Here is a 13,206-nt window from a genome sequence, read left to right as displayed (position 1 = left end):
TGCTAGGTCTGTAGTCATCTTGCGAGTTGCGGGTGGTTAGCGTCCATGTGCACTTCCCGCTGCGGGATGGAAGAGTGACCCCATGCGCACCTCCCAGCTCGCCCTGTCCCGCTCCGCCACCGACCGCGACGCCGAGCGACGCAGCGAGCCCGGGCTGCTGGAGCGCCTCGCCGCCGACCCCGACACCCGGCTGCTGCTGGTCGACGCCCGCGGCCGCGTCGCCCTGACCGGCCCCGCCATCCACCCCGACCTGCCCGACGACGGCCTCACCCCGCCCAGTCTCATCGGCAGCCCCGGCGCCACAGCCTGGGAGGGCCCCGGCACCCGCAGCGGCTGGGGCCTGCCCGACCTGCGCGTCGGCTACCTCGGAGCCTCGGCCCCCACCCGCTGCCCCGACCTCACCGTCCTCTACATGGGCCGCGAGCTCGCCGACGACGCAGCCTCCATCGGCCCCAGCTGGATCGCCGTCGTCGTGCCCCAGGCCCTCGAGGTCCCCGACGCCCCCGAACCGCCCGCCACCGGCTCCGACGCCGAGGGCACCGCCGTCGACCACCCCGACCTGCGCCGCCTGCTGGAGCGCTACCCGCTCTCCGCCCTGCGAGCCATGGGCGCCCAGATGACGGCCCGCGACGCCGGCCTGGCCACCACGGCCACCGCCCTGGCCGCCTGGCACGCCCGCTCCGCCTACTGCCCGAGCTGCGGCGGACGCACCGAGATCATCGAGGCCGGCTGGGCCCGCCGGTGCTCCGACTGCGCCACCGTCCACTTCCCACGCACCGACCCGGCCGTCATCATGACGGTCACCGACACCTCCGACCGCCTCCTCCTCGTGCGCGGAGCCACCTGGGCGCCCCGGCGCTACTCGGTCGTGGCCGGCTTCGTCGAGGCCGGTGAGTCCGTTGAGGCGGCCGTGGCCCGGGAGGTGCGGGAGGAGACCGGGCTGCGGGTGGCCGATGTCGAGTATGTCGCCTCCCAGCCCTGGCCCTTCCCGCGCTCCCTCATGCTCGGCTGCCGCGCCCGCCTGGCCGCCGGCGAGGACCGGCCCCGCCCCGACGGCCAGGAGGTCGTCGAGGCCCGCCTCGTCTCCCGTGACGAGCTCACCGCGGCCGCCGATGACGGCAGCATCCTCCTGCCCGGCCCCACCTCCATCGCCCGCCTCCTCATCGAGGACTGGTACGGCGGCCCGATCGTCAGCTGACGCCACCCGGCGTGGGTCACCAGCCGTCGATTCCTGTCACCGCCCCGTGGCAGGCTGGTCCCGATGAGCCCGACCACCCTCCACCCCGCCCCTCTCGACGCATCCAGGCTCCTGGAGGCCCTCGACCCCGATCAGCGCGAGGTCGCCGAGCACCTCGAAGGACCCCTGTGCGTCCTTGCCGGCGCGGGCACCGGCAAGACCCGGGCCATCACCTACCGCATCGCCCATGGCGTGGCCACCGGCGCCTACCAGGCCACCCAGGTCCTGGCCGTCACCTTCACCGCCCGCGCCGCCGGCGAGATGCGTTCGCGCCTGGCCGACCTCGGCGTCCCCGGCGTCCAGGCCCGCACCTTCCACGCCGCCGCCCTGCGCCAGCTCACCTACTTCTGGCCCACCGCCATCGGCGGGCGCCGCCCCGACATCCAGGCCCACAAGGCGCCCCTGGTCGGTGCCGCCGCCCGCCGCCTGGGCCTGTCCACCGACCGGGCCACCGTGCGGGACCTGGCCGCCGAGGTCGAGTGGGCCAAGGTCACCATGACCCTGCCCGAGGACTACGCCCAGGCCGCCGTCGCCGCCGGTCGCACCGGCGTGGCCGGGCAGGAGGCGGCCACGGTCGCCCAGGTCCTGTCCCTCTATGAGGAGGCCAAGAGCGAGCGCGGCGTCATCGACTTCGAGGACGTGCTCCTGCTGACCATCGGGATCCTCCTGGACCGCGAGGACGTCGCCGCCCAGGTGCGAGGCCAGTACAAGCACTTCGTCGTCGACGAGTACCAGGACGTCTCCCCGCTCCAGCAGCGCCTGCTGGACCTGTGGCTGGGGCGACGCCGCCAGCTGTGCGTGGTGGGGGACGTCTCCCAGACCATTTACTCCTTCACTGGGGCCACGCCTGCGTTCCTCACCGGCTTCACCACCCGCTACGACGGCGCGCGCACCGTGCGCCTGAGCCGCGACTACCGCTCCACCCCGCAGGTCGTCTCCCTGGCCAACCGGGTCCTCTCGCGCTCGCGGCGCGGAGGCGGCGGCCTGCACCTGCCCGCCGGCGCCGTCGAGCTGGTCGCCCAGCGGCCCAGTGGCCCCGCCGTACGCTTCGAGACCTACGACGACGACATCGCCGAGGCCGAGGGCGCCGTCGCCCAGGTGCGCCGCCTGCAGGCCGCCGGGGTCCCCCTGAGCGAGATCGCGATCCTGTACCGCACCAACTCCCAGTCCGAGGTCTTCGAGCAGGCCCTGGCCGGCGCCCAGATCGGCTACCTCGTGCGCGGCGGCGAGCGCTTCTTCGAGCGCGAGGAGGTCAAACGCGCCATGGCCGTCATCCTCGGGGCGGCCCGCACAGAGAAGGCCTCCCTGACCGGTGACCTCAGCCAGGATGCACGCACCGTCCTGTCCCGCGAGGGCTGGAGCGAGGAGCCGCCCGCACCTCGCGGAGCCGTGCGCGAGCGGTGGGACGCCCTCAACGCCCTGGTGACTCTGGCCGATGAGATGGCCCAGACTCGCGGCGCCGACCTCGACGCCTTCCACACCGAGCTGCGTGAGCGCGCCGACGCCCAGAACGCCCCCACCGTCGAGGGCGTCACCCTGTCCTCCCTGCACGCCGCCAAGGGCCTGGAGTGGGACGCCGTCATCCTCGCCGGTGTCTGCGAGGGGCTGCTGCCGATCTCCCTGGCTGAGGGGCAGGCCGCCATCGAGGAGGAGCGGCGCCTGCTCTACGTGGGCGTCACCCGCGCGCGCGAGCACCTCATCATCTCCTACGCACGAGCCCGCAACGCCGGAGGGCGGGCCGCCCGCAAACCCTCCCGCTTCCTGGAGGGCCTGTGGCCCACCGGCCACGGAACCAAAGACGCCTCCCGGCGCCAGGGCCGCCAGAGCGCCAAGGAACGTTCCCGGCAGTCCGCCGCCGACTTCGAGGCCAACAACGACCCCCGCACCATCGCCCTGTTCGAGGAGCTGCGGGCCTGGCGCTCCGAGATCGCCAAGGAGAGGTCCAGGCCCGCCTACACGGTCTTCGCCGACGCCACCCTGCGGGACATCGCCGTCGTCAAACCCACCAGCCTGCCCCAGCTCTCCCTCATCCGCGGAGTGGGTGCCACCAAGCTCCAGGACTACGGCGGTCCGGTCCTCGCCCTCCTGCGCGACTTCGAGGCCGAGAACTGAGCGGCCAGGGACACTCCCGCTCGACGGCGTTCACAGCTGCGAGCACAGGCACTCGGGGTGACGCTCCCGCTCGACGGCGTTCACAGCTGCGAGCACAGGCACTCGGGGTGACGCTCCCAGGACCTCTGCCGCCCCCGGGGCTCCTGGCCGGTGACCTCCACCGAGTGCGTGGACCACCACGCGGCCGAGTCCTCGCTCTTCTCCCCGCCCGGTTCAGTCCCGTCCTGGGTGCCGTTGCCACTGGACTCCTGTCCTATCAGCGTGTCGATGACGGCCCGAGCCGTTGACGCCGCGGCCTCGTGCAGGACCAGGTGCTCGACGTCGGGCATGGGCAGGGTGCGCATCTGCGTGGCCAGCGCAGGCCAGCACGGGTCGGCGTCCCTCTCCCACAGCTCCAGGCAGGTCGAGCACGGGCCGCCACCACCCAGGACCGGGCCGATGCGCACCCCTGCCTCGCCGACGACGACCGGGAGATGAACCACGTCCTCCTGAGCGAGCCTGCGCGCGAGCAGCGGCTCCACGACGTGCGCATCCACCGTCACCATGACATCGGGACGGGTGCGCAACGGTGCCCGCGTCCTCAGGGCCGGAAAGCGCGCCGACAGGAGCGAAGCCAGGCCCCCGTCCTGCGGTGCACGGGTGGACAGGATCGTGCCCACCCCGGCCTCCGCCAGCCACAGAGCAGTCTCCTGAGCGAGGGTACTCACGCCGTGAATCGCCAGGACGGCCTGGGACAGAACCATGCTGCGGCCCTTGGCGTCGACGCCCAACCGGTCCCAGTAGACGCCGTCGGACCCGCCGAGCTCGCTGGTCGCCGTGGCCACCAGCGCCCCCTGACGCTCCAGGTCCTCGACGATCTGACGTGCCCGAGCCACCGGCACACGGCTGCGTCGGGCGGCCCGGTAGACGCCGGCGCTCTCCAGGTTGCGCGCGAACTCATCGAGCAGGCGCTGCTCGGCCAGGCTCAGGTCACTGACAATGGTGCGTCGCCCGGGACTCGTCCCGATCTGGCTGACGCCCTGCTGGCGCCACAGGATGGCGCACCCACCTCGTACACGCATCGTGCCTCCTCACAGGTCTCCTGGAACCCAGAGGGGGCGCCGGGAGCTCAACGTCCTGACGGGCGCGTCAGGGCTGGGGTGACAGTGGCACGGGTCGGAGCCGAGCCGCCAGAGGCAGCTGCCGGGCTGTGGATAACCATCCCCGGCTGAGCGCCGGTCCTGCTGGAGTCACTGGGCCGAGCAAGTGGCCAGGCCGGAGGTGTCTCCCGACGCGATCGCCTTGGTGGCGGTGACGGCCTCGTGCAGCGTACCGACGGCGAAGACCTTCATGCCTTCAGGCTCATGGCCCTTGACCTCGTCGCAGTTGCTCGTCGGGGCCAGGAAGAACGTGGAGCCCGCCTTGCGGGCACCGGCCATCTTCTGCTGGATGCCGCCGATGGGGCCGACCTGACCATTGATGTCGATCGTCCCGGTTCCGGAGATGTCCTTACCCCCGGTCAGGGCCCCCGGGGTGATCTCGTCAACGACCCCCAGGGCGAACATCATGCCGGCACTGGGACCGCCGACGTCGGACAGGCCGAAGGTGGCGTCCACCTGACTGTCCACCGAGATCTTCAGGCTCAGCCCCAGCAGGGAGCCGGTCGTCCCCTCCTGCGGGGCGATCGTGGTGAGTGCGGCGGCCACCTGCTGGTCGCCGCGGCGCACGCCGAGGGTCACCCGAGTGCCCTCGGCGATGGTGGTCATGAGCTCTCGCAGCTGGGAGAAGGAGGTGATGGTCGTCGTCTGACCGCCCTCAGGAGTGATGGTCTCCAGGACGTCCCCTGCCTGGACCTTGGTCGAGGTCTGTTGCTCGGTCACCTCAGTGACTGTCAGGTGCATGGCGCCGGCCTTGCCGGTCTCCACGAGCGCGGCGATGACGGCGGAGTCCTGCGAGGCGGTCATCTGGGCCTTACCGGTCTCCTCGACCTGCTCGGCGCTCTGGTCCTGAGGGCACACCTCGTTGCGGTCCACGATCCGCTTGTCCGCCGAGAACCAGGCGGCGATGAGGTCGGCGGTGGTCACCGGGTAGCCGGGGCAGCCCGACACCGAGACCGTCGTCATCCGCAGGGCGCCCTCGGTCGGGTAGGTCTCGGTTCCCGAGACCTTCAGGACGTCCTCGCTCGACGACGAGCCGTTGTCCAGCACGTTCCAGGTCGGACCGGGGGCCTCAATGACCACGTTGACCGGCACTGTGAAGACGGCGACGATGAGGGCCACCACTAGGAGGGCAGCCCCGGCGACCACGGAGCGCCGAAGCCTGCGCTGACGCCGGTCCTGCGAGGAGGGCCGCACGTGCGGGTCGTCCGCGTGCCCGGCCTGGGCGAGCCTGCTGCCCTCATGCTCCCGGGCCGACCTGGCGTCGTCCGGGGCGACTGAGATCGCAGCGTCGGTGTCGTCGTACTGGTCTGGGTGCGTCACGCGCTCATCATGCGACATCTTCCTGGGGAAGAAGGACAGTTATCGATACGAACCTGGCACAAAGTCGACACAATGCCGACACGGTGAAGACCAGGGCCGTACCGAGACGGTGCGGGCACGCCGTCGGCGAACGGAACATGGCCCCGGCACAGGAATGGGTGCGACCATAAGGCCGTTAGACGCAGTGTCCTGACGGTCCAGACGATGTCCCAGGACGACCCGGCGAGAGGAGACCCCGTGAGCGAGGACGCCTTCGACGAGCTCGAGAAGATGCTCGCATCACTGTTCGGCGAGCAGATGGCCTCCGACGCCGTCAGCGCCCTGCGCTCATCCGGGGTGGATCCCAGCTCCATAGCCCAGATGCCGGGAGTGGGGGACGTCTCCCAGCTCAGCCCCGCCCAGCTGCTGGCCATGCGCGCCCAGTTCCAACAGATGTTCTCCGCCTCCACCGCCGAGCCGGTCAACTGGCAGATGGGGCAGGAGCTGGCCCTCCAGCAGGCGCGTGGCAACGGCGACCCCACGGTGACTGCCGCGATCGCCGACTCCACGCGTCAGGCCCTTCAGGTGGCCGACCTGTGGCTCGACACCGCCACCGAGTTCATGCCCGCCCCCGGGCAGCGGGAGGCCTGGAGCCGCAGTGCCTGGGTCGAGCGCACGCTACCGGTGTGGAAGGACGTGTGCGCCCCCGTGGCTGAGGCCGTCACCACCGCCCTGGCCCGCACCCTGGAGAAGCAGATTCAGGACATGCCGGCCGAGATGGAGCAGGCTGCCCAGCAGATGGGGGCTCTCGGATCCATCATGCGCACCATGGCAGGCACGGCCTTCGGCCTCCAGATCGGCCAGGCCATCGGCGAGCTCGCCAAGGAGGCGCTGGGAGCCACGGACACCGGTCTGCCCCTGACCCGTGAGCCCGGTACGGCACTGGTTCCCGCCAACGTGGCAGCCTTCGCCGAGGGACTGGAGGTCGACGAGGACGAGGCCCGCATGTTCCTGGCCGTGCGAGAGGCCGCCTCCGCCCGCCTTTACGCCCATGTGCCGTGGTTGCGTGGACAGGTGCTCCAGGCAGTGGTCGCCTACGCCCGCGAGATCCGTATCGACACCGAGACCCTGGAGTCCGCCGTGGCCCAGGTGGATCCCAACGACCCCGACGCCCTGCGCGAGGCCCTCGAGAGCGGGCTGTTCGCGCCCCAGGAGACGGTGGCTCAGCGGGAGGCCCTCGAGGACCTGGAGACGCTCCTGGCACTCGTCGAGGGCTGGGTCGAGGTGGTCACCGCCCGCGCAGCCGCACCGCACCTGCCCCACCTCATGGCGCTGGCCGAGATGATGCGCCGGCGCCGGGCCCAGGGCGGTGCCGCCGAGCAGGTCTTCGCCCGCCTCATCGGGCTGACCTTCCGGCCACGCCGGGCCAGGGAGGCCGCTGAGCTGTGGGCCCACCTGGGCGCCCAGGCCGGCGACGCCGAGCGCGACGCCTTCTGGAACCACCCCGATGTCATGCCCACGGCCTCCGAGCTCGCCACCCCCAAGGACTTCCTCACCATGCGGCGCATGGCCCAGGACATCGATGCCGAGATCGACGCCGACCTGGCCTCCCTGCTGGACGGGACCCTCGGGTACGCCGAGGGCGCCAAGGAGGCCGATGAGAACAGTCCCGAGGGGCTCGGGGACCGGATCCTCACCTCCTCCGCCGACTCCGCCTCCCCGGAGCCCGGCCGGTCAGCCGATCCCGCCTCTGACGGTGCCGGTGACAGCGACTGGCCTGATGAGCCCGATGAGCAGGACCCGACCGATACGGACAAGGCCTGAGACATACGGGAGCACGCGGCGACGAGGACCGGCGCCGGGCGCTCACCCAGGGGTGACCGGCTTACAGGAAGGTCGCCGTCAGGGCCTCGACCAGGCCGGGAACCAGATGCTCGCCCTGGTAGACCGAGGCGTCGTCGTCATGACTGCGTGAGCGCAGCACGCACCAGGACTCCCCGCTGCGCAGGACCCCCACCGCCATGCGGATGTCCTCACGGTCCGGACGCTCCTGGAGGAAGGCGAGACGTTCGGCGGCATCGGTGATGGCCTCGGCCTCCTCCTGGGCCGCAGGCGGCAGAACCAGCCGCTCGACGCTGATCGCGGCGCCGTGGACCGAGTCGGGCCAGGCGAGCTGGGCCAGTAGGTGCTCCAGGTCCGCGGCGGGCGGCAGCCCCTCCTGCTCCACCACCATGAGCAGCTCGGGGTCTGTGCGGGCCTCCTCCACGGTGGCGGTGTCCAGGAGGCCGGCCACGTCCGGGTCGCTCTCGATGGCCTCAGCGGTACGCACCAGCGCGAAGACGCGCACCGGCTGGTCCCAGCCCCGGGCCGCCACGTGGGTCTCCGTCTCAGCCACCGCGCGGGCGAGGGCTCGCACCGAGGAGGAGACGGATCGGTCCGCGCCAGGGGTGGTCGCGTCGTCGTGCATCTCGTCAGTCACGCCGTCATCGTCTCACTGGAGGCGTCGTCTCTCCAACGACCCGGCTCCCTCGGTGAGGCCCTCACGGTGTTCCCGCCCGAGGCGTTTTCTCATCCTGGAGAAGGTTATGGCCGTGTCAGGGGTGTGTGGGACGATGACCCGAGCGGCCCTTCCGGCCGATGACGCCGCGTCTCATCGCGTGCGAGGCGGCGCCACCATGCACGTCAGACAGGGAGCAGGATCGTGAGCACCAGGCCCGACGACGAGTCCCAGGACTCGACCTCCGAGGAGTCCTCGAGCAAGACCACCGGCTCGTCCCGGCAGGAGAAGCCTGGCAACAGGACCGGGCTGTTCAGTCTTGGACGCATGGGCGGGGGAGGGTCCCGGCCTCCCCGTACGCCGCGCAGCAGGACAGGTGGCGGCCGTCCCGGCCCACTGACCCTGACCATCTCGATCATCGTGGCCATCGCCGTGGCCATCGGCATCATGTCGCAGGTGTGGACCGAGGTCCTCTGGTTCAGTCAGATCGGGTACGCCCGCGTGCTGTGGACGCAGTGGATCGCCCTCATCGTCCTCTTCCTCGTGGGATTCGTCATCATGTTCGGGGCCGTCTTCATCTCGATGACCACGGCCTACCGGGCCCGGGAGATCGGGATGCCCGACGACGAGGCCACGCGCAACCTCGAGGCCTACCGCACCGTCATCGAGCCCTTACGACGTCGACTGACCTGGATAGTGCCCGCGGTGCTGGCCCTGTTCGGGTCGGCCTGGGAGCTGGCCCCCAGCTGGCGAGAGATTCTTCTGGCCTTCAACTCCCAGTCCTTCGGAGTCAAGGACCCCCAGTTCGGGATCGACATCTCCTTCTACGTCTTCATCCTGCCCGCGGTGCTGACACTCGTGTCCTTCCTGTCCGGCGTCATCCTGTTCTCCGGGGTGGCCTCCATCGTCGTTCACTACCTGTACGGCGGTATCTCCGTAGCGCGCAAGCCCCACTTCACCAAGGCCGCCCGCATTCACCTGGCGGTCTTCCTGGCGCTGTACGCCGTCATCCGGGCCGTGAGCTACTGGTTGGGGCGTTACAGCGCCCTGTACGCCTCCAACTCCAAGTTCGACGGCGCCAGCTACACCGACGTCAACGCGGTCATTCCCGCCAACGCGATCCTCGCGGCGATCGGACTGGCCGTGGCGATCCTCTTCGTCGCCTCGGTGCGCTCCAGCTCCTGGCGCCTGCCGATCATCGGCGTGGCCGTCATGATCGTCTCCTCCCTGGTGGTGGGGACCGCATACCCGCTGGTCATCCAGAAGTTCGTCGTCGACCCCAACGCCCAGCGCCAGGAGGCCGAGTACATCCAGCGCAACATCAATGCCACCAAGGCCGCCTACGGCCTGGAGAACGTGGAGACCACCAACTACGACGCCACGACGAAGACGGCGGCCGGCCAGCTGGAGAAGGACGCCGAGTCCACCACCTCGATCCGGCTCCTGGACCCCGGACTCATCTCCCCGACCTTCCAGCAGGTCCAGCAGAACAAGCAGTACTACTCCTTCGCGAACCGGCTCAACGTGGACCGCTACAAGGTGGGATCCACCAGCCGGGACACGGTCATCGCGGTGCGTGAGCTGAACCTGTCCGGCCTCGGCTCGGAGCAGCAGACGTGGGTCAACGAGCACACCGTCTACACCCACGGCTACGGCGTCGTGAACGCCTACGGCAACACGGTGGCCACCCGCGGCTACCCCTCCTTCTGGGAAGGGGGCATCCCGTCCAAGGGGGACCTGGGAGAGTACGAGCCCCGGATCTACTTCGGCCAGTCCTCGCCGTCCTACTCCATCGTGGGTGGCAAGGACAACGGCTCGCCGCGCGAGCTGGACTACCCCGATGACCAGTCCAAGACCGGTCAGGTCAACACCACCTTCGCCGGCAATGGCGGTCCGAGCGTGTCCAACCCGTTCAACCGCCTGCTCTACGCCGCCAAGTTCCGGGAGGCCAACATCCTCTTCTCCCAGGAGGTACGTGACGGCTCCCAGATCCTCTACGACCGGGACCCCGCCAAGCGCGTCTCCAAGGTGGCCCCCTGGCTGACCCTGGACAACAGCCCCTACCCGGCCGTCGTCGATCACGATGACAACCCGGCCACCCCCAAGCGGGTGATGTGGATCCTCGACGGTTACACCACGACGAACAACTACCCCTACTCCCAGCACGAGTCCTTGGCCCGGGCGACGGCGACCGCCGACAACAAGGGCGGACTTCTCAGAGCACCGGAGGAGTCCAACTACGTGCGCAACTCCGTCAAGGCCGTCGTCGACGCCTACGACGGATCGGTCAAGCTCTACCAGTGGGATGACAAGGACCCGGTCCTCAAGGCCTGGCAGAAGGTCTTCCCCGGGACGGTCACGCCCATGAACCAGATGAGCGCCGACCTCATCGCGCACATGCGCTACCCGGAGGACCTGTTCAACGTCCAGCGCACCATGATGGCGACCTACCACGTCAACGATGCTGCGGAGTTCTACTCCGGTGGAGACTTCTGGAAGATCCCTGACGACCCGACCACGCCGGGGCAGGACCAGCAGGCCCCCTACTACCTGACCCTCAAGATGCCGGGGCAGGAACAGGCGAGCTTCTCCCTGTCCAGCGCCTACATCATCGGTGGAAACACCAACCGCAACGTGCTCACCGGCTTCCTCGCCGTGGACTCCGAGACCTCTCCCGGCACCGGGAAGAAGGGGGAGCGCAGTCCGAACTACGGCAAGCTGAGACTTCTGGAGCTTCCACGTTCCTCGAACGTGGCCGGGCCCGGGCAGGTGCAGAACATCTTCGACTCCAACCCGGAGATCTCCAAGGAGCTGAACCTCCTCTCCCAGGAGGGCTCCCAGGTCATCAAGGGCAACCTCCTGACGCTGCCCGTGGGAGGCGGCCTGCTCTACGTCCAGCCCGTTTACGTGCAGTCGTCGTCCGGCACTCAGTACCCCCTGCTGCGCAAGGTACTGGTCTCCTTCGGGGACAACGTCGGATTCGCCGACACCCTCTCAGGGGCGCTTGACCAGGTCTTCGGCGGCAACTCCGGGGCGACTACGGGCCAGGAGGCCATCGACGGCGATGCCGCTGCGGCCAATGACACCAATGAGACGACCGATGGCAAGGATCCGACTGCGGATGGTGGGGCCAAGGCCTCGCCGACCCCGAGCGCCGCGCCCACGGCCTCCGCGAGTGCGCCGCCCACTGCCTCCGCCAACCCATCGGCCTCGGGGTCCTCGGATCCGAAGGCTGAGCTCAACCAGGCGCTCTCCGACGCTCAGACCGCGATGACCGACGCGGACACGGCCAGGAGCAAGGGCGACTGGGCTGCCTATGGTGATGCGCAGAAGCGCCTCAACGAGGCCGTCAAGCGGGCCGTTGAGGCCCAGCAGAAGCTGGGCTGAGCCCGTTCGGAGCGCAGCATGAGGGCGTGCCCTGCGACCCGCCTCACCGGGCGGTGAGGAAGGGCACGCCCTCGCTATTTGCCTCAAGGGTGGGGTGCCCCCTAAGGTTGGTGACACCGACGCGGGGTGGAGCAGTTCGGTAGCTCGCCGGGCTCATAACCCGGAGGTCGCAGGTTCGAATCCTGTCCCCGCTACCACTCCAGAGGCCTCGGTCCCGACAGGGACCGGGGCCTTCTGCATGCCCGGAACATAGGGTGCCGGAATCCAACCTTCGCCACTGCGGGTGGGGTATAGATCGGCAACCTCTACGCCGAACATGTCGGCAGTCACCGCAAGATCGACGGCTGACCACTTGATGCGACCACGCAGACGGTTTGACACGCCTGGGTAGGCGATACCAAGTTCCTTCGCCAGTTTCGTCTGCGTAACCGAGCGCGCAAACAGGTACTGACTGATGGTGAAGCCAACCGCCTGGTCGAACTCGACGATCATCGCTTGATTCTGGGTGGGGGTCTCAGTCATGCAACTAACGTAACAGACGTAAGCAAAGCCTGCAAGTGAAGTCTTGACAGATGTTCATAGGGGATACATGCTAGTCTTATGGATGTAGGTAAATCGTATGCTCACAAGTTGAGAGGTCCACTACTCACCATGAAGGAGGTGATGAAGGGTGTCTGATCCACTGCTTACTGCGAAGCAGGTGGTGGAGCGCTGGCCGGACGCGGGCTTCTCACGCGATCAGATGCTCAATGCCGAGCACCAAAAGAGACTGCTGCACCAGCGAAAGCGGAACTATCGACGAGCGAGCTTTCATCAGTCTTCCTTTCGTGGACGGGCCTGGCTGGCGAACCGGGCCAGGCATTCTTCCCAGGCCTCGAAGGCTTTGGGTGAGGGGCCGTTTTCTACCGGCCCTGAGTACTGGATCGGGACGATGACGGTGAAGAGACCGTCATCACCGGATGAGATGGTGAGACCGCCACCCACGCAGCGCTGAACCGTCAGACCTCCCTCGAGGGGCGCGGTGGCTGTCTTGAGGAGGTCAGCGCCGATTAAGCAGGTGCCCCGATCCTGATGACGCATCTCCTTCACCATCGCGCCAGCAATGCTCTGCGCCACGCTCTCGTGGCTGGAGGTCGTCAGCGTCGAACTCCGACGATCATCAGAGTGGACGTGGATGGTAACGGTGTCTCCGATCGCAGCCAGAGACACCATCACCTCGCCGGTGTCACCATGGTCGGCGACGTAGTCGACCAGCGTCAGCGTCATGCGCGCAGCATCAGCATCGATGCTGAAGCTGCCGTCGACGTCTGATTCCACGCTGTCGGCAGTGCGCGCGACAGTAGCGACGATCCCGTCGGTCGCCGCCATCCACACCTCCGAAGCGATGGTGCGGAAGCTGATTCGCTCGAGCTCCGGTGAGCCGGAGCCCGGTTGCGCGGTGCTCGCAAGTAGAGCCTTGATGTGCGTCATCCATCGGGTACCGCTCATGGTGATGACTGTCAGGTTCACTTCTTCCCTCCTTCGTGAGTGACTGG

General features: G+C 68.9%; 8 protein-coding genes and 1 tRNA gene. 5 read left to right on the top strand and 4 right to left on the bottom strand.

The window, feature by feature from the left end:
• The first annotated feature begins 82 nt into the window (after positions 1 to 82).
• Together nudC and FBF36_RS09210 are read left to right on the top strand one after the other, a co-directional pair.
• On the top strand, positions 83 to 1,198 hold the full coding sequence (gene nudC / locus FBF36_RS09215; protein WP_138137416.1) for an NAD(+) diphosphatase: 1,116 nt from the start codon (positions 83 to 85) through the stop codon (positions 1,196 to 1,198).
• 63 nt (positions 1,199 to 1,261) lie between these two features.
• A complete protein-coding gene (locus tag FBF36_RS09210; protein WP_138137414.1) occupies positions 1,262 to 3,349 on the top strand; it encodes an ATP-dependent helicase in 2,088 nt (695 codons plus the stop codon).
• Between the two features lie 80 nt (positions 3,350 to 3,429).
• On the opposite strand, the gene FBF36_RS09205 is transcribed toward FBF36_RS09210, so the two are convergent.
• Entirely contained in the window at positions 3,430 to 4,410 is a 981-nt protein-coding gene (locus tag FBF36_RS09205) for a hypothetical protein (protein ID WP_009395710.1), read from the bottom strand.
• Positions 4,411 to 4,578: 168 nt separating this feature from the next.
• A complete protein-coding gene (locus tag FBF36_RS09200) occupies positions 4,579 to 5,808 on the bottom strand; it encodes a PDZ domain-containing protein (protein WP_034492008.1) in 1,230 nt (409 codons plus the stop codon).
• A gap of 237 nt (positions 5,809 to 6,045) precedes the next feature.
• Between FBF36_RS09200 and FBF36_RS09195 the strand changes: the two genes are divergently transcribed.
• Complete coding sequence (locus FBF36_RS09195) at positions 6,046 to 7,611, top strand: zinc-dependent metalloprotease (RefSeq protein WP_034491994.1); 1,566 nt, start codon at positions 6,046 to 6,048, stop codon at positions 7,609 to 7,611.
• A gap of 61 nt (positions 7,612 to 7,672) precedes the next feature.
• Here FBF36_RS09195 and FBF36_RS09190 read toward each other — a convergent pair whose 3' ends face one another.
• Positions 7,673 to 8,254, bottom strand: coding sequence for a PPA1309 family protein (locus tag FBF36_RS09190; protein WP_009395718.1), 582 nt, complete (start codon positions 8,252 to 8,254; stop codon positions 7,673 to 7,675).
• 234 nt (positions 8,255 to 8,488) lie between these two features.
• Between FBF36_RS09190 and FBF36_RS09185 the strand changes: the two genes are divergently transcribed.
• Positions 8,489 to 11,671, top strand: a complete 3,183-nt coding sequence (locus tag FBF36_RS09185) for a UPF0182 family protein (RefSeq protein ID WP_034491999.1) — start codon at positions 8,489 to 8,491, stop codon at positions 11,669 to 11,671.
• 120 nt (positions 11,672 to 11,791) lie between these two features.
• A tRNA-Met gene (locus tag FBF36_RS09180) sits at positions 11,792 to 11,868 on the top strand.
• A 616-nt stretch (positions 11,869 to 12,484) separates the two neighbouring features.
• Here the strand turns inward: FBF36_RS09180 and FBF36_RS09175 are convergent.
• Positions 12,485 to 13,180 (bottom strand): hypothetical protein, encoded by a 696-nt coding sequence (locus FBF36_RS09175; protein WP_034492001.1) that lies wholly within the window; start codon positions 13,178 to 13,180, stop codon positions 12,485 to 12,487.
• Positions 13,181 to 13,206 lie beyond the last annotated feature (26 nt).

The organism is Actinomyces sp. oral taxon 171 str. F0337 (assembly GCF_005696555.1).
Classification (GTDB): Bacteria; Actinomycetota; Actinomycetes; order Actinomycetales; family Actinomycetaceae; genus Actinomyces; species Actinomyces oris_E.
This window is presented reverse-complemented; position numbering and strand designations above follow the sequence as displayed.

Bases quoted from the DNA above. Each gene is read 5' to 3' on its own strand.
- nudC (WP_138137416.1), top strand. From the start codon at position 83: ATGCGCACCTCCCAGCTCGCCCTGTCCCGCTCCGCCACCGACCGCGAC.
- FBF36_RS09210 (WP_138137414.1), top strand. From the start codon at position 1,262: ATGAGCCCGACCACCCTCCACCCCGCCCCTCTCGACGCATCCAGGCTC.
- FBF36_RS09205 (WP_009395710.1), bottom strand. From the start codon at position 4,410: ATGCGTGTACGAGGTGGGTGCGCCATCCTGTGGCGCCAGCAGGGCGTC.
- FBF36_RS09190 (WP_009395718.1), bottom strand. From the start codon at position 8,254: ATGCACGACGACGCGACCACCCCTGGCGCGGACCGATCCGTCTCCTCC.